This is a genomic window from Parvularcula sp. LCG005 (genome assembly GCF_032930845.1).
Taxonomy (GTDB): domain Bacteria; phylum Pseudomonadota; class Alphaproteobacteria; order Caulobacterales; family Parvularculaceae; genus Parvularcula.
Genome location: NZ_CP136758.1, coordinates 24,704 through 50,826, shown reverse-complemented (window position 1 = coordinate 50,826; position 26,123 = coordinate 24,704). Strand labels below are relative to the sequence as shown.

The following is a 26,123-nucleotide window of genomic DNA, read 5'->3' as shown; positions in this document are numbered from 1 at the left end:
TACCGTCAGACGCTTATGGGAGCGGTGGAAACACGTGTTCGGTCTGGCTGTCGTTCCACAGGCTGAATTTCTGCATCACGGTCTTGAAAATGCCCGCCTCGCAATGTCGTTGAAGCCAATGCTGTAGCGCCGGTATGGCCTGGGCATCGAACCAGTCTGGGTCGGCAATGCGGAACTGGCGCACAAATGGAAAAACGGCGTAGTCGACCAGTCGCGCGACCGATCCGGTCAGCTCGCCTCCCCCGCGCAACCGTTCAGCCAGCCCCACCAAAATTTCAAACCCGGCGGCGCGATGCTCGTCTGCGTCGGTCCCCTCATAGCGCGTTGCGTATTTGTAGCGGTCGAGATGGTGTTTGAACGGACCATCATTCGTCGCGATGATATCGCGCATGTCTTTCATCAGGTCCGGGGGACAGATTTTCGGGTCCTTGCCCACGGCCCACATCATCACATCGAGGGATTCATCGATCACAGTGCCGTCGTTGAGCATGAGAACCGGGACCGTCCCTTTTTCCGACAGCGACAGCATGTGGTCAGGCTTGTCGCGGAGGATCAGTTCTCGCAGACGAACCTGTTGACCGCCCAGACAAATGGCCAGTCGAGCCCGCATCGCATAGGGACAGCGGCGGAATGAATAGAGAAGCGGCAGGTCGTCCATCAAGACCGCGGCGTGGACGTTCCCAGATGCTGTTCGCCGCGTTCCTGCGCCAGTCTGATCTGGCGCTGACGCTCAGCAAAGGCTGCTTTTCGTTCCTCGTTGAATTCGTCGTGACACTGAGGACAGGACACACCCGGCTCATACCGGGCATCGGCTTTCATCTCGTCATCGATCGGACGGCGGCAGGCAAAGCACTGGTCGTAGTCGCCTTCTTCCAGCCCATGTTTTACCGAGACGCGCCCGTCGAAGACAAAACATTCGCCGTTCCAGGTGCTCTTCTCTTCCGGCACGGTCTCAAGATATTTGAGAATGCCGCCCTTCAGATGCAGCACTTCCTCGACGCCTTCGGATAACAGGAACGAGCTCGCCTTCTCACAGCGGATACCGCCGGTGCAGAACATCGCGACCTTGGTCTTGTTCGTGGTCTGGCGGAAATTCCGCCACCAGTTGGGAAACTCCCGGAACGATGTCGTCTGCGGGTTCACCGCCCCCTCGAACGTGCCGATCTGCACCTCATAATCGTTTCGCGTGTCGATCAGGACCACTTCGGGATCGTTGATGACGTCGTTCCAGTCCTCTGGCGTGACATAGGTGCCCACGCGATCAGCCGGGCTGACACCGGGGACGCCTAGGGTCACAATTTCCTTTTTCAGGCGAACCTTGAGCCGGAGGAAAGGATTTTCGGTTGCGAAACTTTCCTTGTGTTCCATGGCGCTAAACCCTGGCATCGCGCGGATGGCGGCCAATGCGGCGTCGATCCCCTCCCGGTCCCCGGCAATGGTGCCGTTGACGCCTTCTGTCGCCAGAAGGATCGTGCCACGCACATCATTGCGTTCCAGCACCTCACGCAGATGGGCCTGATGGACCGGCAGGTCTTCAAGTCGGGCAAAATGATAAAGGGCGGCAACGACAAATTTGGACATGGTGGCCAGATACACTAGCGACGACATTCTGCCAATTGGATTGAAGACATGAGCAGGCTGACACCGTCATCAGGACTCGACGGCGCGCGGCAGAGCCGATAGGCCGTCTCTCTTTTGAAGGACGCCCCTTGGACAACCGTTTCGATATTTTTCTGGCCTGCCCCCCGGGTCTTGAACCCGCCCTGCGTGACGAGGCGCTGGCCAATGGTTTTGCGCATCCCAAGATGGTGCCCGGCGGCGTCGAAGTGCGTGGCGGCTGGCCCTATGTCTGGCGTGCCAATCTCGTTCTGCGCGGCGCCAACCGCGTGCTTATCCGTCTCGCCGAGTTTGAGGCGCGGCATTTTTCTGACCTCGAACAAGGCGCTCGCGATCTTCCATGGGCCCAGTTTCTGAGCCCCGGCACCACGATTACGGTCGAGACAACGTGCCGTAAATCCAAGATCTATCACAGTGACGCCGCGTCCGAGCGCATTGCCAAGGCCGCGATCCGTACCGGCATCAAGGTCGATCCGGAGGGCGATATTCGCGTCTCTGCTCGGATCGAGAAAGACAAGTGCACGATCAGCCTCGATACATCCGGTGAGCTCTTGCATCGCCGCGGGTTCAAGCAGGCGGTCAACCGGGCGCCGTTGCGTGAAACCCTGGCCGCCCTGTTCCTGCGCCAATGCGGGTTTGACGGGACCGAGCCGGTTGTCGATCCCATGTGCGGTTCAGGCACCATCATCATCGAGGCGGCTGAAATGGCGGCGGGACTATTGCCCGGGCGTCAGCGTAGCTTTGCGTTTGAATGGTTCGAGAGCCACGACCCCGACGCCTATGCCGATGAAAAAGACCGGCTGATCGCAGCCTATCGCCGTGAGGCCCCCTTCCCGTTGATGCTTGGATCGGACCGGGATACCGGCGCAATCAAAATGAGCCGGGACAATGCCTATCGGTCGGGTGTGGACGAGCACGTGCGTTTTGAAGAAATGACCGTTTCGGAATCAAAACCACCTGAAGGCGCCCCCGGTCTTGTTCTGGTCAATCCGCCCTACGGCATGCGGATCAGCAAGCCGGCCGAACTCCGCGGCGTTTATCGGGCGCTCGGGCAGCGGCTCACGTCAGAATTCAAGGGATGGCGCGTTGGCCTGATCACGAGCGAGCCAGCCTTGGCCGCGGCGACAGGTCTCAAATTCCTGCCGCCCGGTCCACCGATCCCCCACGGCCCGATCCGCATCCAGCTGTACCAGACCGAAGCCCTTTAACGCCGGGTCACAGCAAAGGGCCCAAATGCCTGCTGCACCGGCATAACCTCAATCCGGTTGATGTTGACGTGGGGCGGAAGAGCAAGAATGTCGGTCGTCACACGGGCGATATCGTCCGGGGTCAACGGATCGACACCCTGATAGACGCTGTCCGCTTTGGCATCATCGCCATGAAAGCGGACATTTGAAAATTCGGTTTCCGCCATGCCCGGCTCGATATTCGTCACACGGACGTTCGACCCCAGAAGATCCGCCCGCAAGGCGAGGGAGAACTGGGTGACGAAGGCTTTGGTTGCACAGTAAACATTGCCGGACGGATATGGATAGGTACCCGCAATCGACGACATATTGATGATGTCGGCGCGGGACCGCGTCCGAAAGGCCGGCAGGACACTGCGTGTCAGATGCACAAGACCCGAAATATTGGTCTGGATCATGCGGTCCCAATCCTCAAGACTGGCTTCATCCGCCTGCGCCATGCCGAGCGCCAGACCGGCATTGTTGATCAGGATGTCGGGCTGAAAGGCTTCCGGCAGCGACGCGACAAAGGTGTCGACCGCGGGCAGATCCGTCATGTCGAGCGTCTGCGTGAGGAGCATATCCGTGCCCATCTCTGCGGCCAGGGAATCCAGCCGATCTGTCCGACGTCCCGTGCCGATGACGCGTGCGCCGTCCTTGAGCAGCGCGATCGCGATTGCCCGGCCAAATCCTGATGTCACACCAGTGACCAAGGCCGTTCTGTTCTCGAAACGAAGTGGCATCGTGCTTCTCCTGCGGTTTGGCGGTGGCCTACGGGTTGAAAGAGGGGGTAAGATTAACAATCTAGTAAGTATAAAAACAGGGAGGTCCTATGGGCGTGTTGGGGCGAGTCATTTCAAAGTTTTTCAGTTTTCTGTTCCTCCCGCTCCGACTTCTTGGTCGCCTCTTCTTCCGTTCTGCCCGTCCTCATGCGCTAAATACCGTGCGCAAGGCCGTCGGCAATGCCGTGGCCGCCGATGCGCCAACGGTTGAAGAAGTGGCCGAAATGCCCGAGCCGACGGCAGGATCGTTTCTGTTCAAGGCGATTGACCGACCCAAGCTGTCCGAAGGCAGCGCCGCCGAACTGAGCCTGCCCGTCGCCCGTGAGTTCGTGGCCAATGCCAACCGGTTTTACACCAGCCAGTTTGGCCTGTTCCCGGAGGGGCACTTTTTCTACGAAGAGATTGAGCTGGCGGAACTCTCACAGGCCCTCTCCGCTGATGATCCGCGCTCGGCGGATTCGCGGTTCGTTGTCTGGATGGACCTGTTCCGGCAGACGATCAATGATAATGCCCGCCGCCTGTTGCTGATCGTGGCGCCGGTACTGTTTGGCCTGATGATGGCGGGGGCCGTCGGCCTGTCGACTCTCGTCCCGCAACTCAATGGCCTTGGCAGCTGGGCCGCCGGCTTGCCCTCCAGTCTCGTCTTTCTGCCGCTGGCGACACTTATCGGACTGACCGCGCTCCTGCTGATCTATCAGTGGCCCTTCAAGGTGATCATTCAGCGCAATCTTCTGGGCATGGACAATTACATCACCAGCCGGTTCTCGCGGATCAATCAGAACTTTCAGGTGGCAAAGCGGCACGCACTGAATGTCGAGCGGAACAAGCGGATGACGCAGACGGAGGAGCTGAAAGACGAGGCAGGGATCTGGACCGTGGCCTATAACTGGTTCGCCATCCGGCTGTTCCTGTGCGAGCGGGTCGTCCGGAACCAGATGTACCAGGTCAATCGGAATGCCACCCTCTACGCCATGGCGGGGATCAGCCTGTGCATCATTCTCGCCCTGGCGGTGGGGGGTGTGTGGTGGTCGCTGGGCACAGGCGCAACACCCACCACACTGGGGATGCTGGCGGCATGCTCAGCGGTGTTTATCATCACCAATTACGCCGCGATCATGGGCGGTGCGGCGAGTGAAGCGCGCCGGGTGCTACAGGACAATGAGTGGTTCCGGTTTGGCGCCGCGGAACTCAACCGGACAATCGCGGACCATGTGGGCGAAGACAAGCTGCAGATTGTGACGTTTCGGGATCGAAACCGGATGGAATGATGCTCTGCCTCGCCATCACGTCCTAGCAGCCGCCGACCGCTATTGTGGCGCTATCTGGATGATTTGGATGAGATTGCCACAGGTATCGTCGAGCACCGCCAGTCGCACGGGACCGGCATCCACCAGCGGCTGAACAAATTCCGCGCCTAGGCCTGTCAGGCGCTTGTAACTCCGCATCAAGATCGTCGACCCGAAAAGACGTATAGGGAATGCCGTCGGCTTCCAACGCAGCCTTCAACGGCGGTGCGGCAGGGTGCGTGCTAGGCTAGGGCAACAATTGGGTGCCGCCTGGATCCTCAGGCGAGGTCAGCGTTAGCCAGCGATACTCGCCCGTCTGCACATCGTCCTTGACCACCGAGCCTACCGAAGTTGAAGACAACAAAAAACCCCGGCCAGCAGGCCGGGGTTTTCCATTTCAGGAGAGAGCGGGTGATCCCGCTCTCTTCATTCTTAGAAGTCCAGTTCAAGACCCAGACGGACCGAGCGAGGTGCTTGGTAACCGCGTGCGAGGCCATAGTTTGGCGAAGCATACACAGCGTCGAACGACGTACCGAACTCGCCTTCTTCTTCAATGTCAGTGACGGCTTGGCCGTTGAAGACGTTGAAGACATCGACGCGGAGCGTCAGACGGTCATCGGCGACTGGTGGTGTGAACGCCATGGAGAGGTTCACGTTGTTCAGCCAATCGCTTTCAAGTTGCGAACCACGTGGGGTTGCGACTGAAACCGATGCGGCCTCTTGGGTGTTGGCAGGGAGGCCAAGGCTGGCAGCGTCTGGCGCACCGAACAGTGGCAGCGGTGTGTAAGCGAAGCCGTTGCCTGTTGGATCCGTTGAGGCATCGAAGCCCTGTGGGATACAGTACCAGGAAGCGACGTCATACAGTGCAGCGAACTGCTCCGTTGGGTGAACACCGATACAGCCGAACTGACGTGGTGACGAGAGCTGATAGTTTGCACCGACACGCAGACGATCAGTCACGTTGTAGCTACCCCAGACTTTGAACTGGTGTTCGCGGTGCTGTGGAAGCTTGCCGTAGGAGTTGTCGACGAGGCCTGGCTGGTCGAAGTCCTGAGTCAGACCAGCGTCGGTCTGGCCGTTATCGGACTTCACTGAACCCTCGTAGTTCCCTTCAAGATCCGACCATGTGTAGTTGCCGCGCAGCGACCACTTGCCATCGTCTGGACGTTCAAATGTCAGCGACACAGCGTCATAGACACGCTCTGCTTCTGGCAGGAACGAACCGTCGATCGAGAGAGGAACGAACGAACCGTCAGAGCTGACAGGGGCGTCGTCGGTCGAGTACTCGATGTCGTTGCCTGGGTTGATCAGAACGTAGTGGTGGAAGCCCGACCACACGCTCTCACAACCTGTGAGGCCTTGTTCAGCACAATATTCGTTCACAGCGAAGTCGACGGCCGCATCTTCAAGAGCGTCGTAGAGTTCACGGTGGGTGTAGCTCAGGCCAAGTTCCCAGCCGTCAAGCAGGCCGCCGGCATAGAATGGCGAACCTTCTGTAACGACGTGGTTCACGCTGGCGATGAACTCGTCAACATATTGTGGCTGCAGGTTGGTCGAAACCGTTTCTTCGGTGCCTTTGATGAAACCATCAGAGAAGACCGTTGTTGAACCACGGTAGGTGGCGTTCTTCACGCGACCGTCTTCGTCAATGATGTCGTTCAGATCGAAACCAGGACCTGCCGTGTAGTTGGCGCGAACGTCACGTTCGTTACCAGCCAGACGGAAGTTCGTGTTGGTTGCGATCGGCAGATAGTAACGACCGTAGAAACCGGAGAACTGCAGCGTGCCGTCACCCAGCGCGTCAAAGTTCACACCCAGACGTGGTGACGTCAGTGTATCGGTTTCGTAGAACACTTCGCCTTCGGCGTTGGCGTTCTGGAAGGTCTCAAAACGAACGCCGAGGTTCAAGCTGACGTTTGGATGGATGTTCCAGGCGTCCTGAACGTAGAAAGCTTCGTTTTGTGTTTCGAACGCTGCACCGGCAATCCGCGAACGGATACGGAAGTTCGCGATCGAACCGTCCGTGTTGTAGGACTGAACCTGAACGAAACCACCGCGGGTATCGAGAAGGTACTGACCGGCAACGTCCGGATTGGCATAGGCGCCGCGCACGTCGCTTGCCGAACCAGGCAGGTCGAGCGTGTACACTTCTGCACCTGGGTAGCGATCGTCGAACGATGCTGCCAGATCTTCACGGTCCCAACCCAGGCGGAGCTGGTGCTCACCGATGAAGTCGAAGTACAGGTCAGCGTCAATGCGGTATGCGTCACGCTCGTTGAGCGTCGTTTCGAAGATACCGACAGCGTAAGGTGTCAGACGTTCACCGGTGTTGACATCCGTCGCTGCAAACACGGCGGGATCAATAGCGCTGGTGGAGTTGGCGTTTTCGCCCGTGCCGTAAGACGCAGACAAGGTCAACCAGTCCGTCCACTGACCAGAGTATTTGAAGATGTGGTTCGAACCACCATTCGTCAGCTCGGCCGTGTTGCGATAGTCCGCAAGACCTGTGTCAAAGCCGCTTCCGTCAACCGACGTGTCGTAATAGTCGGTGAAGTACGTCTGCTCGTCCTTGAAGAACGTGTACTCGAAGTGCTGCGTGTCTGTCAGGAAGTAGTCGATCTTACCAGCATAGGTTGGATCGTCGGTTTTTTCGACGAAGCCTGTGTGGTTCAGAACGTCTGTCTGGCTGTCATTGTTGAGGTTCAACAGGACATAATAGAAGAGCTTGTCTTCGATCAGCGGACCGCTGACGGAGATGTTTGTTTCAAACTCGTCGGTCTGGTCGAGATAGTTCGCATTGCGAGGCTCGATGTCACCGCGGTTGAATGGCTTGGTCGCGTCGAAACCGTAGTTGTAGGTCGACTTGCCCTGCTCACGCAGTTCATCCGGCGCCCAGTACATGTTGACGCTGGCTTTGAACTCGTTCGAACCGGATTTGGTTGTCGCGTTCACGAAACCACCCGTCGCACGACCGAATTCAGCAGACGTACCGCCCGTTTTCACTTCTACGTTTTCGTAGAATTCGAATGGCAGAACCGACGCACCGATGAAGTCGTTGAAGTCGGAGATGTTGAAGCCGTTGACGAAGAACTGGTTCTCACCAACCGACGCACCGGAAATACCGATCTGCGTGCCCGAACCACCGCGGTTCGTACCGGCCGTAAAGGCCGAGTCGGTCAGGGTTGCGCCTGGAGCGAGAAGAGCAACGGACTGGATGTCGCGCTGAACCGGCACTTTCGAAGCCAGCTCACCAACGTCGAGGGTCAGGCCCGTCGTGTTGGCGTCGAAGGCAGAGATCGAACGTGCTTGGCCGGTGACGATGATTTCGTCGCCCGGGCCGGACATCCCGACCAGCGAAGCCGAGAAGTCAGCTGTCGATGAGATGACGATGCGAACGTTCTCGTTCGTCACGCCTTCATAACCGGACGCATTGATCGTCACGGTGTATGTACCGACAGGCAGCTGTGGCAGGCGGTAGTTACCAGCAGCGTTTGTTGTTGCGGTACGGGTGAAACCACGATCGTTCGACCGCAGCGTTACCGACGCGCCCTGAATTGGCGAACCGCCATCAGTCGTCACGTTACCGACAAGCGCACCTGACGTGGCGTCCTGTGCCAGTGCGGACGCACCGATGGTCATGGCACCGCCGGCAAATGCCGTCGTCAGTGCCAGCGCCGCGGCGCCCATCATTTTCGAAGTTTTACCCATTAAGTTTCTCCAACGTTTTCGGTCAACGTAGTCGCCAAAATGGCTCCCACCTGTTCCTTGCCCCCTGAGGCGATATGCCCGGGATGTGCCCACAACCGGAAGGAAGCAGAAATCCCCTCAGCCGGTTAACGCGCAGTATGATGGCTGTTACAAAAGCGTCAACAAGCAGTCTTCGCGTTGCAACAATCCTTGTTTCAACTGTGACCTTTATGGCACGAAGTACCGGTCATCCTGTCGAATTTGGTGGTGCTACGCGGCAAATGGTTAGCCGAATCTGAACAGACAGACACAAATGCGACGATTTCCGGCGAGAGCCTGTAAATCTTCAGAAATGCAGGGCCTTACCGAGCGCGGTCAGCGCCGCCTCCTGCAGGCCCTCTGACCGAGTCGGATGGGCGTGAATGGTGCCCGCGATGTCTTCGAGCCGGGCCCCCATTTCGAGCGCCAGCGTGAACCCGGCGGACAGCTCCGACACGTCCCGCCCGACGGCCTGGAGCCCCACCAGAAGATGGTTGTCGGCGCGCGCGATGGCCTGCACGAAACCCGCCTCGTCCTCGGTGGTCATGGACCGGCCATTGGCTGCCATCGGAAATTTGCCGGTGACTACGTCATACCCCTCCGCCTTCGCAGCAGCGGCCGACAGGCCAACCTGAACGATTTCGGGATCGGTGAAGCAGATTTCCGGTATGGCCCGCCGGTCCCATCGCGCCGGATGACCCGCCAGGATCTCGGCCACCATTTCGCCCTGCGCCATGGCACGGTGGGCAAGCATCGGATTGCCCGTCAGATCGCCGATCGCATACACGCCGCTCATCGACGTGCGGCAGCGATCATCCACGCGCACAAAGGGGCCGGTCATTTCGAGGTCCAGGCCGTCCAGCCCGAAGCCCTCGGTCCGCGGGCGTCTTCCGACGGTCACCAGCACTTTTTCCGCAGAAATGTCCTGCGACGCTTCCGCTGTCTCGACTGACAGTTTGCCGGCGCTGAACGATGTCGCCCTGGTATCGAGGAGGACGGTCATACCCAGCGATTTCAGTCGTTTGTGAACAGGTGCGGTGAGGTCGTCGTCATATTGCGGCAGGATCTTGCCCGTCGCCTCAACGATCGTGACGGCACATCCAAGCTTCGCAAAAGCCGTCCCGAGTTCTAGCCCGATATAACCACCGCCGATGATGGCCAGCGACTTGGGCACCGCCGTGCATGACAGCGCATCGGTTGATGACCAGACGTCCGGGCCGAACGGTATGGCCGGTATGGCCTGAGGGACCGAACCTGTTGCAAGAATTAGGTGACGGGCTTTGACGAGGATCTCGCCGTCTGTTGTCGTGACCTTGGCCGACTTGCCGTCCTGCAGGGTTACCCAGCCCGACAGGGTTATGGTGCCCGCCTTTTTCAGCAGACCGGCAACGCCGCCATTGAGGCGTTTCACGATGCCGTCTTTCCAGCCGATGGTCGCAGCGAGATCAATCGACGGGCGCTGGACGGTAATACCAAGCGCGCTCTTCTCAGCCTGCGCCGCGATACCGGCAAATTCGTCCGCCGCATGGATGAGTGCCTTTGACGGGATGCATCCAACATTAAGGCAGGTGCCACCCATGGGCTGGCTGTCCACGAGCAGCGTATCAATACCCAGCTGCCCGGCCCGAATACCGGCGACATAACCGCCCGGACCGCCGCCGATGATGAGGGTGTTCACATTCATAATCTGGCTCACGGCTTCACCCCGGCCATCTTGCAGACGAGCTTCCATTCGTCCGGCTCTACCGGCTGCACCGACAGGCGCGAGTTTTTCACGAGCACCATCTCGGCGAGCTCTGGCACGTCCTTGATCATTTTCAATGTCACGGGCGAGGCCACGGGCTGAATCGCTTTGACCGTCACGCATTCCCAGGGGCTGTCCGGTTCAGCTGTGGGATCGGGCTCGGCCTCCTTCGTCACCTCGACAATGCCCACGACGGCCCGCTCGGTCTGGGAGTGATAGAAGAATCCGCGATCGCCCTTCTTCATCGCCTGCATGAAGTTCTTGGCCTGGTGATTGCGCACGCCGTTCCAGATTTCGCCTGCCACGCCCTTGGCGACCTGCTGGTCCCATGACCATGTCGCCGGTTCAGATTTGAAGAGCCAGTATGCCATCGATATTCCTCTAACCTCCGCGTCGCCGGCCGTGCCCGCTGCGCTCCACTGTTCAGTTTTTCAGCTCGCCCGGGCGGTCTGACACAATTCGTGACATTTCAGGACAGGCGAGTGACGATCCGCCTGAATACCGACATGCGCCAGTCGCACCCTGATCCTGCCCAATGACGGGCGGAATGAAGGAGTTGCGAGATGAACAAGAAAATGATCCTTGCCGGTCTGTTCGCCTTTGGCAGCATGGGCGCGGCCTCGCTGGGGAGCGCTGTTGCCGGGGAATGGTATCTGAACCCCAGAGCCTGCCCCGACCTTCGCGAAGATGTTCGCGACCGGCGAATTGATGAGGGGCGGAGAGACCGACGCGAAGACCGCCGGGATGAACGCATCGTCGACTGCCCCGCCAGCGCCTACACCTATGTTGCCAGCCGACACGAATTGCGGCGCGGCGACCGGCTGCCCGCCCGCCCCCGCTTTGAGCGCGTCTACAAGACAAAAGGCGGTCAGTATGTGGGTGTGACGCGGCGCGGCCAGCGGGTTGCCATAAATGTCCGTCCGAACCACGACTATCGCGGCGGCAGATATGCCGGGCGCTATGACCGCTAAGCCACGAGTTGGATGATGGACCGGATTGCCGGTCCATCACGGCCCATTTGTGTGCACACACCAATTGCCGACGATCCATCACACAAAAAGCGTAGCGGGATATTCCAGATAGCCCTTGAGCTTCTGCACATAGGCCGCCGCATCCCAGCCATCCACGATCCGATGATCGAAACTCGATGACAGGTTCATGATCTTGCGCGGGACCACCCGTCCGTCGGCGTCATATCGCGGCAGGACCTGGATCTTGTTCACACCAACGATCGCGACCTCTGGCGAGTTGATCACCGGCGTGGATACCAGGCCGCCAAGGGCACCGAGCGACGTGATGGTGATGGTAGAACCCTGCAGCTCTTCCCGCTTGGCCGACCCGTCGCGGGCCACCTTGGCCAGACGGCTGACCTCTTCGGCAGACTGCCAGAGGTCCAGTGCCTCGGCATGTCGGACAACGGGCACCATCAGACCATTATCCGTCTGCGTTGCGATACCAATATGCACGCCGCCATGGCGATGCACCACGCCCGCTTCATCGTCATATCGGGCATTAAGGTGTGGGAAGTCGGCCCGTGCCCGCACCATGGCCCGCATCAGGAATGGCAGCATCGTCAGCTTTGGCTGGTCATCCGCACGCCCCGTATTCATATGGGCGCGCAGGTCTTCAAGCGCGGTGACGTCGATTTCTTCCACATAGGTGATGTGCGGAATGCGCTGTTTGGCGTCCTGCATCCGCTCACCGATCCTGCGGCGAAGGCCTATAATCTTGACCTCTTCGATGGAGGTATCCGCGACACCGCCCGGCGAGGGGCGGCGTGCGCTGCCACCGCCAGCGACATAGACATCAAGATCATCATGGGTGATCCGTCCGGCGGGGCCGGTGCCGTGCACGAAGGCCAGATCCACACCCCGTTCACGGGCACGGGCGCGGACCGCTGGCGCAGCGACCGGACGCTCCCCGGCTGCGCGTGGTACGGCTGGGGTCTGAACTGCTAGAGATTCTGAGCCATTTGCAGACCGAGATGGATTGGATGAAACGGAGGTCGACTCTTTAATATTTTCATCAGGCCCCTCACCTCGCCCGAACAACAACCACTCTGGCTGTACAGAAAATGCCGACGCATACTTCGCTGAGACATCTCGCGAAATTCCCCTCTCGCCATTCTCGTGCTTTTGATAAGTCGTATACGTCCAGCCGCGATCGGATGCAGCCTCACGGGCGCTTCGGTACCCGGCCGACGTACGGGCTTGCTTGAGCCGAGTCGCCACACCTTTGTCTACAGTACCGTCAGCATCATCGATTTCGGTCCGATCTTCGCCCGCATCCGACTGCGTTGACTCTGGCTCATCCGCCGAATTGCCAGCACCCTCGACCTCCAGCTTGATGATGGGGGAGCCGACGGAAACGATGTCACCGACATCCGCGCCCACCCATGTCACCTTACCCTTGCGGGGGCTGGGGATTTCAACCGTCGCCTTGTCGGTCATGACGTCGGCAAGGTTCTGATCAATTTCGACCACATCGCCTGGCTTGACGTGCACCTCGACAAATTCAGCCTCGGCCACTCCCTCGCCAACATCGGGCAACTTAATGACGTGTACGCCCATGCTCAGGCCTCCATCACTTCACGGAGCGCCCGGACGACACGATCCGGGCCCGGAAGGTAAGCCCATTCCTGAGCGTGGGGATATGGTGTATCCCAGCCGCACACCCGAACCATCGGCGCTTCCAGATGATAGAGCGCGCGTTCCTGAATCAGTGCCATCAACTCACCGGCAAAGCCGCCTGTCTGGGTGGCTTCATGGATGATGACGCAGCGGCCGGTCTTCTGAACGCTCTCCACCAGCGTTTCGAGATCGAGCGGGATGAGGCTGCGCAGGTCTATCACTTCAGCATCGATACCGGCTTCTTCCGCTGCGGCCAGCGCCACATAGACCATGGTGCCATAGGCGATGACGGTCACGTCGCTGCCTTCACGGCGAACATCCGCCTTTCCAAGTGGCACGGTATAATAGCCTTCCGGCACATGTCCGTCAGGGTGCTTCGACCACGGCTTGACCGGCTTGTCATGATGCCCGTCGAACGGGCCATTATAAAGCCGTTTGGGCTCAAAAAAGATGACCGGGTCCGGATCTTCAATCGCCGAAATCAGCATGCCCTTAGCATCATAAGGGGTCGACGGCATGACCACTTTCACACCCGAGACATGGGTGAAACAGGCTTCCGGGCTCTGACTATGGGTCTGGCCGCCAAAAATGCCGCCGCCAGTTGGGGTACGGATGACCACCGGACAGGAGAACTGGTGATTTGACCGATACCGGATGCGCGCCATCTCCTGCGTGATCTGGTCATAGGCGGGGAAGATATAGTCGGCAAACTGAATTTCCACGCAAGGTTTCAGGCCATAGGCCGCCATGCCAATGGCCGCGCCAACGATGCCGCCCTCATTGATCGGGGCATCGAATACGCGCTGCGACCCGAACTTCTTCTGCAGGCCATGGGTCACGCGAAAGACGCCGCCAAAATAACCCACATCCTCACCGAAAACGATGACGTCTTCATCCCGCTGCAGCATGACATCATGCGCTTCGCGCAGGGCGTCGATCATGCTGATATTGCGTGTGTTGCTCAATGTTTCCGACATGATCAGTACCCCGCCTTCTGGCGCTGTTCCTTCAGGCGTCCGGGCATGTCCGCGTAAATATCCTCAAACAGGTATTTTGCGCTGGCGCCATTGCCTTCGCTGACAAGACCGATAGCTTCGGCCTCAGCTTCAGCGGTCCGCATCTCGTCTTCGGCGTCCTTGACCATGGCTTCATAGTCCCGCTCGGTCAGCATATTCTGCTTGAGCATATGATCTTTAAGACGATCAATCGGGTCGCCTAATGGCCACTTCTCACCCTCATCCTTTGGTCTGTACTGGGACGGATCATCAGAGGTTGAGTGCGCGCCCTTCCGGTAGGTCACCCATTCGATCAGCAGCGGGCCATAGCCCCGGCGGGTGCGCTCCGCCGCAAATCGCGACACGGCAAGAACGGCGAGGAAGTCATTCCCGTCCACCCGCAGCGCGGGGACACCATAGCCAATCGATTTTTCGGCAAAGGTCGCGGCAAGGCCGCCTGCGATTCCGGTGAACGAACTGATCGCCCACTGATTGTTGACGACATTCAGGATAACCGGCGGTTTGTACACCGACGCGAAGATCATGCCGGAGTGGAAATCGCCCTCGGCGGTCGCGCCATCCCCGATCCATGCGGTCGCGATCTTGGTGTCGCCCTTGATAGCGGAGGCCATGGCCCAGCCCACAGCCTGAGGCCATTGGGTGGCCAGATTGCCGGACAGGGTGAAGAACCCATAGTCGCGGGCGGAGTACAGGATGGGCAACTGGCGACCTTTCAGCGGATCTTCCTCATTGGAGTAGATCTGGTTCATCAGGTCACGGACAGGATAGTCCTGCGCCATCAGCAAGCCCTGCTGGCGATAGGTTGGAAAACTCATATCACCGGACCGCAATGCCAGCTGCTGGCCGACCGCAATCGCCTCTTCTCCCAGGCACTGAACATAAAAGCTGGTCTTGCCCTGGCGCTGTGCCTTGACCATTCGTGCATCAAAAGCGCGGGTGCGAACCATGGCCCGCAAGCCCCGGGTCAGCGCGGCTTCGTCAAGACCCTCAGCCCATGGACCATGAGCGACACCATCCTCATCCAGTACCCGGATCAGGCGGGCGGCATCCGAATAGGTGGAGCGGGCGTCGACATCGAGCGCGGGCTTGCCCACCTCGCCGGCCTTGCCGGTGTCGAGATAGGAGAAATCGGATTCATCCCCTGGGCGCCGTGCCGGTTCGGGCACGGTGAGCTTCAGCGGAGCATAGGGCGTTTCCATAGGCGTATGACCGTCCATCGAGAGTGTCTCCCAATCGTGGCGTTTTGACGATAACATGGCGCAACGGACGCCTTCGGTCATCAGATGGAGGCGGCGAAGTTCACCCCACTTTTGACCGAACATGCCCGGAACCCGCGCCATGATGAGCGGAAAAGTGCTTTGCAACGCAGTCTTCTGCGATCTGCCTCATATTGACACAGCTTCTACAGATTTTTTGCCGCCCATGCCGTTTGGCAAATCAGCACACCCGGCCTAAGTCCGCACGCATATGAACGGTGCGCATTGTACGGACCGTCCGTCCGGCGAATATCCGCAGGGACGCGCCAAAGGGAGTTCCGCCATGCTGTTGCCAACCGAAGATCCGATCGTCATTGTCGGTATGAGCCGGACGCCCATGGGCGCCTTTCAGGGTGAATTGTCCGAACTGAGCGCGTCGGACCTCGGCGCAAAAGCCATTCACGGTGCCATCCGTCAGGCGCAGATCGATAACGCGTCCGTCGACGAAGTGATGATGGGCTGCGTCCTGCCAGCGGGACAGGGTCAGGCCCCGGCGCGTCAGGCGGCGATCAAGGCAAAGCTGCCGCCATCCGTGCCCTGCACCACCGTCAACAAGATGTGCGGGTCAGGCATGAAGACCGTCATGCTGACAGCGCAGGCGCTGCTTGCCGGCACGGTCAGGATTGGCGTTGCGGGGGGCATGGAGAGCATGACGAACGCTCCCTATCTGCTGCCCAAAGCGCGCGAGGGATATCGCCTCGGTCATGGCCAGCTGATCGACCATATCTTTCTCGACGGTCTGGAGGATGCCTATCAGGGCGGTCTGATGGGCAATTTCGCAGAGCTCTGCGCGGCGGAGTTCAATTTCTCTCGCGAGCTGCAGGACGAATACGCCGTTGAAAGCCTCAATCGGGCGATGGCGGCTGTGAATAGTCAGTTCGACAGCGAAATTGTCCCTGTTTCCATTGACCTTAAGTCCGGTAACGTCGTTCTGACCAAGGATGAGCAGCCCTTCAAGGCACGCCCTGAAAAGATCCCCTCTCTGCGCCCCGCCTTCAAGAAAGACGGCACCGTGACCGCCGCGAATGCCTCGTCCATCTCGGATGGCGCCGCAGCACTGGTCATGATGCGGCTGAGCGAGGCGGAAGCACGCGGGCTGACGCCGATGGCGAAACTGACCGGCATGACCTCGTTTGCGCAAGATCCCGCCTGGTTCACCACAGCCCCTATTGGCGCCATGCAAAAATTATTGGCCGAAACGTCTCTCGACAAGGCGCATATTGATCTTTTCGAGATCAACGAGGCCTTCGCTGTTGTGCCCATGGCTGCCATGAAGGCCATGGATCTGCCCCACGAGAAAGTGAACGTGAATGGCGGCGCCTGTGCTCTTGGACACCCTATCGGCGCCAGTGGCGCACGGATATTGGTGACACTTATCAATGCCTTGCATCAACGTGATCTGGAAACGGGGGTCGCCTCAATCTGCATTGGCGGCGGCGAGGCCACGGCGATCAGCCTCAGCCGTAAGATTTAATCGCCGCTGATGACCGCTATCCACCGGAAAATGCAGCCCAAACTCAATTTTTCGCGCCGAGCGCCTTGCCGAAATGGTGCAGTGCAGTATATTCGGTCTCAGGATTAGGGGATCCATCATGACTTTTAGAAAACTGCTTATATCTTTTGGTTCGATCGGCGCCCTGTTAGCGCTATCAACGCCTTTATCTGCGGCATCGGCTGACGATGCCACGACACCCTCTGCGACCGTTGCCGCGGACAGCTCAACAAGGACGACGGCCTTCACCGGGTCGGCACCGCGCAAAGGGGATTTCCCCCTTGGTCCGGCTGCGCTTGTCCTGAGTGCCGTTGCCATGCTGAGTGTCAGCCAGCGGCGGCGTCCGCTGAGCTAAACCCTGTCGCCCGGCGCCATTCGCGGCGGGCGATCATTTTGCGTTGAGGTACCGCTCTTCGACGATCGCGCCGACCCCGTGGCGCGGCCCCTGAAAATAGACCTCCACCTGGCCAATTGCGCGATAGTCGCACGTCAGCTCCGTCCCCGCGGGGATGTCTTCCAACGCAATCGCGGCATGGTGATTGGCAAAATCGCAATTGGGCCTGTCCGCGTGATTCATGAACCGCGCCTCATCGGCGTCGAGGACGAAGTATCCTGGATAGTCCGGCAGGGCGTATGTGTAGCGTTCAAAGAACAGCTTGGCCGGACCTTCTGCGGAGTCAATGTCCGCCGCCGGAATCAGGCGATCGAACCGTTCATCGAACGCATAGACACACTGGCCTTTGACGATATCAGTGCGCGAAAAGACACCAAGACCCTCGATGGAAGACGGAGCAAGATAGGCAGGGATCAGCATCATGGCCGATCAACTCCAATGGGCGCCGTGCCCCTGAAAAATGCGTAGAATTCGACAACGGGCGTCACGGCACGCCCACCCGCATAAGAGCGCATCCATCTGCAAACGCAATCAAAATCATGCGGCCGGACAGGCCGCTGGCCTTGGCCATGATCTTGCAATAGAGCGGAGCAGTATCATGCGAAGAGAGAGCCATGGGAAACGGCCACCCGATCTTGACCCTGTCCTGCCCGGACAAGCGCGGCATTGTTGCAACCGTATCTTCTTTTCTGACGGAGACGGGCTGCAATATTCTGCAGTCGGCACAATTTGACGACCTGACCACTGGCCTCTTCTTCATGCGCGTCAATTTTGACCGTGAGGACAATGCAACACTGGATGAACTGAGGGCAGGCTTTGCCCCGATCGCCCGGCGGCTGGAACTCAACTGGCACCTGCACGACGCGTCGCAACCCGTGCGCATGCTGATCATGGCATCGAAATCCGATCACTGCCTTGTGGACCTCTTGCACCGGATCGAACGTGGCGAGATCAATGCCGATGTGCGCGGTGTCGTTTCCAACCACCTCGACGGCGAGCGCATCGCAGAGCATTACGGCGTCAAATTTCACCACCTGCCCGTGACGCCGGAAACCAAGACCAAGCAGGAGGCGGCCCTGCGCCAGCTGATGCAGGATGAAGATGTCGAGCTCATCGTCCTTGCACGGTATATGCAGGTATTGAGTGCTGATTTCTGCCGTGATTTTGAAGGGCGGATCATCAATATTCACCACTCCTTCCTGCCCAGTTTCAAGGGCGCCCGCCCCTATCACCGCGCCTTTGAGCGCGGCGTGAAACTGATCGGCGCCACCGCGCATTTCGTGACCGCCGACCTTGATGAGGGACCGATCATCGAGCAGGAGGTCGCGCGGGTAGACCACGCCATGACCCCGGACCAGCTCGTTGAAGTGGGCCGGGATACCGAACGCCAGACACTCGCCCGCGCAGTGAAATTCTACGTGCAGAGACGGATTCTGCTGAACGGCATCAAGACCGTGGTCTTCAGATAATCAGACCGACATCGGGTCAGAGATTGATTTGGACAGGCCAGAGAACAGTTTCGGGCCGTCCTCAGTCATATAGAGGCAATCCTCAAGCCGGACACCGAATTCACCCGGGATGTAGATCCCCGGCTCATTGGACAGGCACATGCCGCGCGCCAGCGGGGTCATCTCTCCGCGCACGAAATTGACCGGTTCATGCCCCTCCATGCCGATGCCATGCCCGAGGCGGTGGGAAAGACCCGGCAGTTGATAGTCCGGCCCAAACCCGTATCGGGTGTAAAGTCCGCGCACCGCATCGTCGATCTGCCCGGCAGGGGTGCCAATCTGGGCTTTCTCCAGCGCCAGCTCCTGCCCTGATCGCACAAGGGCCCAGACACGCTTCTGCTTCTTCGTCGGCTCGCCATGCACCCAGGTGCGGGAGATATCGGATTCATAGCCGTGCACGGAACACCCGCAATCCATCAGAATAATTCCTCCTTCCTTCACCGTCTGGGGCTGGTCAGAGCCGTGAGGATAGGCACTCGCCTCGTTCAGAAGCGCCATACTGAAAGACGGCTTGCCGCCGCGCGCGATCGTCGCCTCATTCATCATCTGGCTGATGGTTTGCGGCGTCATGCCGGTTTCGATCTTTGAAAAGACCTCAGTATAGGCTGCCATGGTGATGTTGTTGGCCACCTGCATGATCGCGATTTCATGATCGGACTTGTACAGACGGCAGCCATTCACAATTGGACTCGCCGGCACGATCTCCCGGTTCGGCAGGGCAGATTTCAGCCCGTCAGCGACAAAATAGCGGACCGTCCGCTCAAGCCCCACGGGCCCGGGGATTCCGCAATCGTCGAGGAACTCCGCGACCCGCTGGAACGGACTTTCATGCTCGTTCCAGACGCGCACGTCGGGCTCAAAATCCAGGCTCTCGCGGACACTTGGCTCTTCGAAATGCGGCGTGACCACACCGACAGTGCCCTGTGCCGGAATGATGACTGCCGTCAGGCGTTCCGATCGCCACCACCGCATGGCCGTAAAATAAAGCATGCTGGGACCCGGCTCGAGCACGATGGCAGCGATGCCCTTCTGCTGCATCAGGGTCTGGGCTTTTTCGACCCGCGCCGCGCGCTCAGCTGTGCTGATCGGTTCAACGCTCGTCGACATGTCCACGACGTCCGAAGAGGCCTTGGCCAAGGCTGGCCGCAGCCCGAGCGCAGTGACGCCCGCACCAGTCGTCAGGAGAAAGTCGCGCTTGGTCAGCATGGTCGGGCCTTTCATTGCTGGATCGATCCTAGTGAGCTTGCTCAGCCATCGCAAATGCCGCTGGTTGCAGTCGAGGACAGCCAAAGCCTTGCCTCCCCTGCCGGCGCGACCCATGTCGTGTCAGAGTTTTCCAGAAGGGAGCCCCCCATGCCATCAGTCTTCATCACCGGCGCCAATCGCGGCATTGGCCTCGAGCTGACCCGCCAATACGCCGCAGACGGATGGAAAGTCGTTGCCACCTGTCGTCAGCCTGAAAAGGCAGATGAGCTGAACGCGATCGATGACGTCGATGTGTATGAGCTGGACGTGACAAACCGGGACCATCTGGCCGCCCTGGCCCGGGACCTGGACGAGCCATTCGACGTGGTGATCGCCTGTGCGGGGGTGATGGGGGACCGGTCAGGCCAGAGCTATGGCTCCATTGATTATGACGACTGGGAAGACGTGATGCAGGTGAACCTGTTTGGGAGCGTGAAAACCTGCGAAGCATTCACCCCGCACCTCGAACGCGGCGAACAGAAAAAACTGGTCGCCATCACCTCCAAAATGGGTTCGATCGGTGATGCCAGCGGCGGTGTGACGGCCTACAGAACCTCCAAAGCCGCCCTCAACATGGCCATGGTTGCCGCGGCCGGTGATCTCAAATCACGCGGCATCGCCGTTGGCGTGCTGCACCCGGGCTGGGTTCAGACCGACATGGGTGGTCCTTCCGCACTGATCACCGTCGAGGAAAGCGCCACCGGGCTGCGCCAGGTGATCGACGGCCTCAAGCCCGCCGACAAGGCCCATTTCCTGGCCTTCGATGGCCAGACCATTCCTTGGTAGAAGCGCCCGCAACATCGAGGATCATGGATCATGAAGGGTAGCTGTCTGTGCGGTGACGTCCGCTTTCATCTGAAGGGCGAGGTCCACAGCACCTCTGCCTGTCACTGTTCGCTCTGCCGCAAGTGGACGGGTCACCATTGGGCGTCGTTCAATGTCGCGCAGGATGACCTGATCATTGATCATGGCGAGGCCAGCATTGCCTGGTACGAGGAGAAAGACCGGCCGATCGAGCGCGGCTTCTGCCTCCTTTGCGGCAGCTCTCTCTTCTGGCGCCGAATGGACAGTGACCGTGTCGCAGTGTCGCTCGGCCTTCTCGATAGCACGACCGGTCTGGGGCTGGATGAGCACATCTACACCGCGTACAAGGGTGATTATTACGACATCGCCGACGACGTCCCGCAATATCTCGAAGACAGTCAGTAAGCCCGGCGCAACGAGGATCATCCGTTCATGGCCAAGTCGCCCGCCGGGCCCGAGCTGGACCATCTCATCAGCCTGCTGGCGAAGATGCCTGGCCTTGGCCCCCGCTCCGCCAAACGTGCCGCCCTCTATCTGCTGAAAAAGCGGGAGGTGCTGATGCGTCCCCTTGCCGAAGCACTGGACGACGCGGCGGAAAAAGTGGTGGCGTGCGTTCTGTGCGGCAATTGGGACAGCCAGAACCCCTGTGCGATCTGCGCCGATGAGAGCCGCAAAGAAGGGGTGATCTGCGTCGTGCAGGATGTGGCGGATGTGTGGGCCCTCGAACGAGCCGGGGCGCACAAGGGCCGCTATCACGTTCTTGGCGGGGTGATTTCGCCCCTCGATGGCATTGGCCCCGACGACCTCAATATTGCCTCCCTGGCCCAGCGCGCCAGCGCATCGGATGTGCAGGAGATCATCCTGGCGACTTCCGCCACCGTCGATGGGCAGACCACGGCCAATTACGTGGCCGAGCGCTTGGAAGGCCTGAACATCACCGTGTCCCGTCTGTCCCATGGCGTGCCCGTTGGCGGCGAGCTTGACTATCTCGACGAGGGCACGCTGGCAGCAGCTATCAAGTCCCGTCGCCCCTATTAACGCATCAGGCTCGACAAGCGGGGCTGTTGCGGGCCAGACTGTGCCCAAGGGAGAGACACCATGGCTACCAGCACATCAGACCGCCGCCGATTTCTGATCGGGGCCGCCGCCTGTCCGCTGGCCCTCACAGCCGGTAACGCGGCCAACGCGCGAGGCATACCGCCAACGTTCAAGGCGCCTGGTGTATATGTCGAGGAAGTCCCTAGCGGCGTTCGCAGCATTACAGGCGTGAAGACCGGTGTCTGCCTGCTCATCGACCATTTCGGTGACGCCGTCCCCGACCATGTGCCGATCGAGCTGTTTGGCACGGACACCCTGTCGCCAGTGGCCGCAGATGCCGTCGAGGCCGAGCGTCTGGCGCGGTTCAATCTGGAGCAGGTGTTTGATCAGGGTGGGCGGTCGGCCGTCATCATCAATGTGCCGCTGACACCGGACGGGCTGCCAGACTACGATGCCGGTCTGGCGACAGCGATGGCCGATGATGCCCTGATCTTCGACATACTGTATTTTCCATCGGTCTTCCGTATCCTGCAAAACAGTGAGCTCCGGATGACGGGGCTTTACCGTGCCGCAGCGGATTGGTGCACGGATCAAATGGCTATCCTCATTCTTGATGCGCCGGATACGATCATGGAGGCTGCCCGTTGGGCCCGGTACGTGGCCCCACAATCCGTTGACGCCATCGCGTATGGCGCGCGCATCGTCTCCCCTGCCGACCCCGCCTTGGTGGCAGGGGCTGGCGGCGCGGCCGCAGGCATTATTGCGCGAACGGATCGGTTGCGCGGCGTATGGAAAGCGCCCGCCGGGCTCAGCGCAGATTTGACCGGCCTGTCATTGGCGTCGGCTCCCAGCCAGAAGACACGTGACATCCTGTCTGCCAGTTACAACATCAATACACTGATTAAAGCGACTGACGGCGCGCCAGTACTGTGGGGCGCCAGGACGCTGGGCGGGTCAGCGCTTAGCGCGGAATACCGCTATGTCAGCACACGGCGCCTGCACCATTATATACACCGGTCCCTGTCCCAGGGGCTGGCCTGGACGGCGTTCGAGCCCAATGAAAAGGCACTATGGAACACCGTGACCTTGGCGGTGTCAGCCTTCATGCAGAATCTGTTCGTACAGGGTGCCTTTGCCGGGGCCACGGCCCGGCAGTCCTATACCGTGGCGTGCGGCATCAATACGATGACAGCGGCAGACCAGCTGGCCGGACGGCTGATGCTGGAAATCGGCTTTGCCCCGGCCCGGCCGGCGGAGTTCGTCATTCTGAGAATGGCCTTCGACGTTCAGTCCGCCTGAGGCGCTGCGCCAGGATCGGCTTTATTCTTCATTTCGCCGAGGCTCTGACCGAGCGCTTCGGAAGCGCGTTTCAACCGGTCCGTAGTCCGACGATCTGCCAGTTCCTGATCATACAGGTGAGGACCGTCAGCCATCAGTCGCAGAGAGATCGTGGCGATGAGCCCGCGGTGATCACCGGTCAATTGACCGGCGAAGAAGCCCCTGTCCACATGCGGGTTCGATGCGGACAGTCCGGCGCCTATCGCCGGAAGAGCGGCGTCAACGCCGTCTTCGATCTGGTCGGCCGCCGGTGTTCCGGTCCACCCCATGGCCGACATGGCGGCTGGGGCCGCGGCCTCAACAATCGATAGCATGCCCTTCTTTTTCGCCGCCCAGTCCTTATCCGGCTTCATGGCCAGGACGAGTACGCTCATTTCATCCGCTTCGATGGGGACGGCGACCGCCAGGGTCAATGCGCTGCCCTCAACGGAATAGCGGCAGGTATAACGATACTCCTTCTCGCCGCAGCCAGTGCGGGAGACAGCCATGCCGTCGGGCGCTTTGGCTACATACGCCATCTCCCATCCATCGATAACCGCACGGGCCTGCGTGAAGTCCGGTGGTGGGTCGATATGGGGGACAGGCTGCAAAAATAGCGCAACGGCAGAGAGGAATGCGGACATCACAACACCAGATGGAAGGAGGCGACCCCGTTCATCTGGGGTCAGAGATCGTCATTTTAGACACGAAATCCGCCCGACGACAGCAGGATTTGGGCAAGGCAAAGGCGGCCGCGAAGCCGCCTTTGCGCGCCGAGCATCAAAGTTCTATTTCAGTGTGACAAGCCGGGCCAGATGCCGGCGAAGCCCAAGCCCTGCCAGCACCGGGCCAAGCAGAAGTGCGGCAGAGGGGAGCGGTACCTCAGATGGGTTGAGGATCGGGCTGAGTGTCAGCGCAATGTCGGATTTGTAGCGCAGGCTGCCCCATTCATACTCAGTGGTCGACCCCTCACCATACTGAAGAAAATCAAGAGCCAACGACTCCAGTTCTCCGAACTCGCCGAACGCGACATCGAGAATACTGAAATATCCCGCGCTCATATTGTAGCCGCGGCCATCGCCATAGAACCACAGGCCCGGATCTTCCGGATCCTGGAAAGGAAAGCGCGTCGCCCCCAGATACAGACCGACCGCCAATTCCTCGCCTGCGGGTGGCGCGAAATCGACGGTCCACCAGAAACCCTCCGAATAGTCTGATCCATTATTCTGGAAGTCGACCGTATAGGCGCCGCCAAAGGTGGCATAGGCCAGTACGTTGAAGATACCGCCATCCTCAACGGAGGTGACAGTTTTGGTCATGCCACCGCCAACATAGGCGCCTGGTGTGCTGGTGAAATACAATTGAGTTGCGGCGTGCCCAACGCCGAAACTGCTGGCAGCAATAATGGCCAGCAGCGCTGGTTTCAGATAATTTGTCATGAGAATGCCCCCGTTAGACGGCCGCAATTTCCCACGAGAAAAATTTACTGACAAATGGATTTTTTGTTAGCACAGAAACAAAAAAGGCGGCCCGAGAGCCGCCTTTTCTTTTGGGTATGCCGTCGTCCTAGTAGCGGTAGCTTTCGCCCTTGAACGGACCTTTTTTATGAACGCCAATATATTTGGCCTGGGCGTCTGTCAGTTCGGTGAGTTTCGCGCCGACCTTGTCGAGGTGCAGGGCGGCCACTTTTTCATCCAGATGTTTCGGCAGGACATAGACCTTGTTCTTGTACTTGCCGTCTTCATTGTTCTTGAACAGTTCGATCTGCGCCAGCGTCTGGTTGGTGAAGCTTGCCGACATGACAAAGGACGGGTGACCCGTTGCGTTGCCGAGGTTCACGAGGCGACCTTCGGACAGCAGGATCATGCGGTTGCCGTTCGGCATCTCGATGAGATCCACCTGCGGCTTCACATTGGTCCACTTGTAGTTCCGCAGTGATTCAACCTGAATCTCATTGTCAAAGTGACCAATGTTACAGACGATCGCCATGTCTTTCAGCGAGCGCATATGATCCGCTGTCAGAACATCCTTGTTGCCGGTCGCCGTGACAACAACGTCGGCACGCTTGGCACCATCTTCCATCGTCACAACTTCAAAGCCGTCCATGGCGGCCTGCAGCGCGCAGATCGGATCGATCTCCGTCACCATGACCCGGGCGCCTGCGCCGTGCAGGGACTGGGCTGAGCCCTTGCCCACATCACCATAGCCGGCCACGAGCGCGGTCTTGCCTGCCAGCATGACGTCCGTACCGCGACGGATGCCATCCACCAAGGACTCACGGCAGCCATATTTGTTGTCGAATTTCGACTTGGTGACGCTGTCATTCACGTTGATGGCAGGGAATGGCAGGGTGCCTTCTTTTTCCCGCTGATACAGACGCAGAACGCCGGTGGTCGTTTCTTCGGTCACGCCTTTGATCGAGGCTTTGACCTTGGAATAGAAACCCGGATCACGGGCCAGGCGCTTCTTGATGACATTGAAGAGGCATTTTTCTTCTTCATTGCCCGGATTATCGAGAACCGATGGATCTTTTTCCGCGTCGGCGCCGAGCAGGATCAACATGGTGGCATCGCCGCCATCGTCGAGGATCATGTTCGCGACTTCGCCGTTTGGCCATTCCCAAAGGCGGTCAGCATAATCCCAGTATTCCTCGAGGCTCTCGCCTTTCACCGCAAAGACCGGTGTGCCGTTGGCCGCAATGGCTGCAGCGGCATGGTCCTGGGTCGAGTAGATATTGCACGAGGCCCAGCGGACTTCTGCACCCAGCGCTTCAAGCGTCTGGATCAGGACCGCCGTCTGGATCGTCATGTGCAGCGAGCCGGCAATGCGGGCGCCTTTCAACGGCTGGCTGGCGCCAAATTCTTCCCGCGTCGCCATCAGACCGGGCATTTCGTGCTCGGCAATAACGATTTCAGTGCGGCCGTATTCGGCGAGATTGATATCCTTGACGACGTAATCCTGGCTCATGAAGGGCCCCTTCGGTTTCAGCTGAATTGAAAACCGCATAGCAGGGCCGGTTAAGGACATAAAGCTTTCTTTATA

General features: G+C 59.4%; 24 protein-coding genes and 1 pseudogene. 10 read left to right on the top strand and 15 right to left on the bottom strand.

Annotated elements, in window-relative coordinates; genetic code table 11:
- Positions 1-13 precede the first annotated feature (13 nt).
- Positions 14-658 carry a glutathione S-transferase gene (locus tag RUI03_RS00235; RefSeq protein WP_317288267.1) on the bottom strand — a complete coding sequence of 215 codons (645 nt, stop codon included), beginning with the start codon at positions 656-658 and terminating at the stop codon, positions 14-16.
- Positions 658-1,581: a rhodanese-related sulfurtransferase gene (locus RUI03_RS00230; RefSeq protein WP_410795965.1), complete on the bottom strand. Its 924-nt coding sequence runs from the start codon at positions 1,579-1,581 to the stop codon at positions 658-660. The genes RUI03_RS00235 and RUI03_RS00230 overlap by 1 nt, the downstream gene beginning before the upstream one ends.
- Positions 1,582-1,709: 128 nt before the next feature.
- On the opposite strand from RUI03_RS00230, the gene RUI03_RS00225 reads away from it, so the two are divergent.
- Positions 1,710-2,825 carry a class I SAM-dependent RNA methyltransferase gene (locus tag RUI03_RS00225; RefSeq protein ID WP_317288265.1) on the top strand — a complete coding sequence of 372 codons (1,116 nt, stop codon included), beginning with the start codon at positions 1,710-1,712 and terminating at the stop codon, positions 2,823-2,825.
- Here RUI03_RS00225 and RUI03_RS00220 read toward each other — a convergent pair.
- Positions 2,822-3,586 carry an SDR family NAD(P)-dependent oxidoreductase gene (locus RUI03_RS00220; protein ID WP_317288264.1) on the bottom strand — a complete coding sequence of 255 codons (765 nt, stop codon included), beginning with the start codon at positions 3,584-3,586 and terminating at the stop codon, positions 2,822-2,824. The genes RUI03_RS00225 and RUI03_RS00220 overlap by 4 nt on opposite strands.
- A gap of 89 nt (positions 3,587-3,675) precedes the next feature.
- Here RUI03_RS00220 and RUI03_RS00215 point away from each other — a divergent pair, with 89 nt between their 5' ends.
- Positions 3,676-4,893, top strand: a complete 1,218-nt coding sequence (locus RUI03_RS00215; RefSeq protein ID WP_317288263.1) for a hypothetical protein — start codon at positions 3,676-3,678, stop codon at positions 4,891-4,893.
- Between the two features lie 39 nt (positions 4,894-4,932).
- Here the strand turns inward: RUI03_RS00215 and RUI03_RS14695 are convergent.
- The 4 genes and pseudogenes from RUI03_RS14695 to RUI03_RS00200 all read right to left on the bottom strand — a co-directional run bounded on the left by RUI03_RS14695 (position 4,933) and on the right by RUI03_RS00200 (position 10,752).
- Positions 4,933-5,275 (bottom strand): annotated as a pseudogene (locus RUI03_RS14695) (VOC family protein).
- Positions 5,276-5,343: 68 nt separating this feature from the next.
- Complete coding sequence (locus RUI03_RS00210; RefSeq protein ID WP_317288262.1) at positions 5,344-8,619, bottom strand: TonB-dependent receptor; 3,276 nt, start codon at positions 8,617-8,619, stop codon at positions 5,344-5,346.
- A 325-nt stretch (positions 8,620-8,944) separates the two neighbouring features.
- Complete coding sequence (gene lpdA / locus RUI03_RS00205; RefSeq protein ID WP_410795964.1) at positions 8,945-10,321, bottom strand: dihydrolipoyl dehydrogenase; 1,377 nt, start codon at positions 10,319-10,321, stop codon at positions 8,945-8,947.
- An 8-nt stretch (positions 10,322-10,329) separates the two neighbouring features.
- Entirely contained in the window at positions 10,330-10,752 is a 423-nt protein-coding gene (locus RUI03_RS00200; protein ID WP_317288260.1) for an EVE domain-containing protein, read from the bottom strand.
- A gap of 192 nt (positions 10,753-10,944) precedes the next feature.
- Between RUI03_RS00200 and RUI03_RS00195 the strand changes: the two genes are divergently transcribed.
- A complete protein-coding gene (locus tag RUI03_RS00195) occupies positions 10,945-11,352 on the top strand; it encodes a hypothetical protein (RefSeq protein ID WP_317288259.1) in 408 nt (135 codons plus the stop codon).
- A 78-nt stretch (positions 11,353-11,430) separates the two neighbouring features.
- On the opposite strand, the gene RUI03_RS00190 is transcribed toward RUI03_RS00195, so the two are convergent.
- The 3 genes from RUI03_RS00190 to RUI03_RS00180 are packed head-to-tail and all read right to left on the bottom strand — an operon-like array spanning position 11,431 to position 15,226.
- Positions 11,431-12,951, bottom strand: coding sequence for a 2-oxo acid dehydrogenase subunit E2 (locus tag RUI03_RS00190; RefSeq protein WP_317288258.1), 1,521 nt, complete (start codon positions 12,949-12,951; stop codon positions 11,431-11,433).
- 2 nt (positions 12,952-12,953) lie between these two features.
- The gene (locus RUI03_RS00185) at positions 12,954-13,952 is read right to left on the bottom strand and encodes an alpha-ketoacid dehydrogenase subunit beta (protein ID WP_410795963.1); all 999 of its coding nucleotides are present in this window, start codon (positions 13,950-13,952) and stop codon (positions 12,954-12,956) included.
- A gap of 38 nt (positions 13,953-13,990) precedes the next feature.
- Positions 13,991-15,226 (bottom strand): thiamine pyrophosphate-dependent enzyme, encoded by a 1,236-nt coding sequence (locus tag RUI03_RS00180; RefSeq protein WP_410795962.1) that lies wholly within the window; start codon positions 15,224-15,226, stop codon positions 13,991-13,993.
- Positions 15,227-15,566: 340 nt separating this feature from the next.
- Here RUI03_RS00180 and RUI03_RS00175 point away from each other — a divergent pair, with 340 nt between their 5' ends.
- On the top strand, positions 15,567-16,757 hold the full coding sequence (locus tag RUI03_RS00175; protein ID WP_317288255.1) for an acetyl-CoA C-acyltransferase: 1,191 nt from the start codon (positions 15,567-15,569) through the stop codon (positions 16,755-16,757).
- A 118-nt stretch (positions 16,758-16,875) separates the two neighbouring features.
- On the top strand, positions 16,876-17,130 hold the full coding sequence (locus RUI03_RS00170) for a hypothetical protein (RefSeq protein WP_317288254.1): 255 nt from the start codon (positions 16,876-16,878) through the stop codon (positions 17,128-17,130).
- A 33-nt stretch (positions 17,131-17,163) separates the two neighbouring features.
- Here RUI03_RS00170 and RUI03_RS00165 read toward each other — a convergent pair whose 3' ends face one another.
- Positions 17,164-17,592, bottom strand: coding sequence for an SET domain-containing protein (locus RUI03_RS00165; protein WP_317288253.1), 429 nt, complete (start codon positions 17,590-17,592; stop codon positions 17,164-17,166).
- A 191-nt stretch (positions 17,593-17,783) separates the two neighbouring features.
- Between RUI03_RS00165 and purU the strand changes: the two genes are divergently transcribed.
- Entirely contained in the window at positions 17,784-18,638 is an 855-nt protein-coding gene (purU, locus tag RUI03_RS00160) for a formyltetrahydrofolate deformylase (RefSeq protein ID WP_317288252.1), read from the top strand.
- Here purU and RUI03_RS00155 read toward each other — a convergent pair whose 3' ends face one another.
- Entirely contained in the window at positions 18,639-19,883 is a 1,245-nt protein-coding gene (locus RUI03_RS00155; RefSeq protein WP_317288251.1) for a Xaa-Pro peptidase family protein, read from the bottom strand.
- A gap of 147 nt (positions 19,884-20,030) precedes the next feature.
- Between RUI03_RS00155 and RUI03_RS00150 the strand changes: the two genes are divergently transcribed.
- From RUI03_RS00150 to RUI03_RS00135, 4 genes are read left to right on the top strand one after another with little or no spacing between them, the layout of a single operon-like run.
- Complete coding sequence (locus RUI03_RS00150) at positions 20,031-20,708, top strand: SDR family oxidoreductase (protein ID WP_317288250.1); 678 nt, start codon at positions 20,031-20,033, stop codon at positions 20,706-20,708.
- Positions 20,709-20,738: 30 nt separating this feature from the next.
- Positions 20,739-21,131 carry a GFA family protein gene (locus RUI03_RS00145; protein ID WP_317288249.1) on the top strand — a complete coding sequence of 131 codons (393 nt, stop codon included), beginning with the start codon at positions 20,739-20,741 and terminating at the stop codon, positions 21,129-21,131.
- A gap of 27 nt (positions 21,132-21,158) precedes the next feature.
- Entirely contained in the window at positions 21,159-21,764 is a 606-nt protein-coding gene (recR, locus tag RUI03_RS00140; RefSeq protein ID WP_317288248.1) for a recombination mediator RecR, read from the top strand.
- A gap of 60 nt (positions 21,765-21,824) precedes the next feature.
- Positions 21,825-23,063, top strand: coding sequence for a phage tail sheath C-terminal domain-containing protein (locus RUI03_RS00135; protein WP_317288247.1), 1,239 nt, complete (start codon positions 21,825-21,827; stop codon positions 23,061-23,063).
- Here the strand turns inward: RUI03_RS00135 and RUI03_RS00130 are convergent.
- The 3 genes from RUI03_RS00130 to ahcY form a co-directional block, all read right to left on the bottom strand.
- Positions 23,051-23,725 (bottom strand): hypothetical protein, encoded by a 675-nt coding sequence (locus RUI03_RS00130; RefSeq protein WP_317288246.1) that lies wholly within the window; start codon positions 23,723-23,725, stop codon positions 23,051-23,053. The genes RUI03_RS00135 and RUI03_RS00130 overlap by 13 nt on opposite strands.
- A gap of 144 nt (positions 23,726-23,869) precedes the next feature.
- Positions 23,870-24,520 carry a hypothetical protein gene (locus RUI03_RS00125; protein ID WP_317288245.1) on the bottom strand — a complete coding sequence of 217 codons (651 nt, stop codon included), beginning with the start codon at positions 24,518-24,520 and terminating at the stop codon, positions 23,870-23,872.
- Between the two features lie 127 nt (positions 24,521-24,647).
- A complete protein-coding gene (gene ahcY, locus RUI03_RS00120) occupies positions 24,648-26,048 on the bottom strand; it encodes an adenosylhomocysteinase (protein ID WP_317288244.1) in 1,401 nt (466 codons plus the stop codon).
- Positions 26,049-26,123 lie beyond the last annotated feature (75 nt).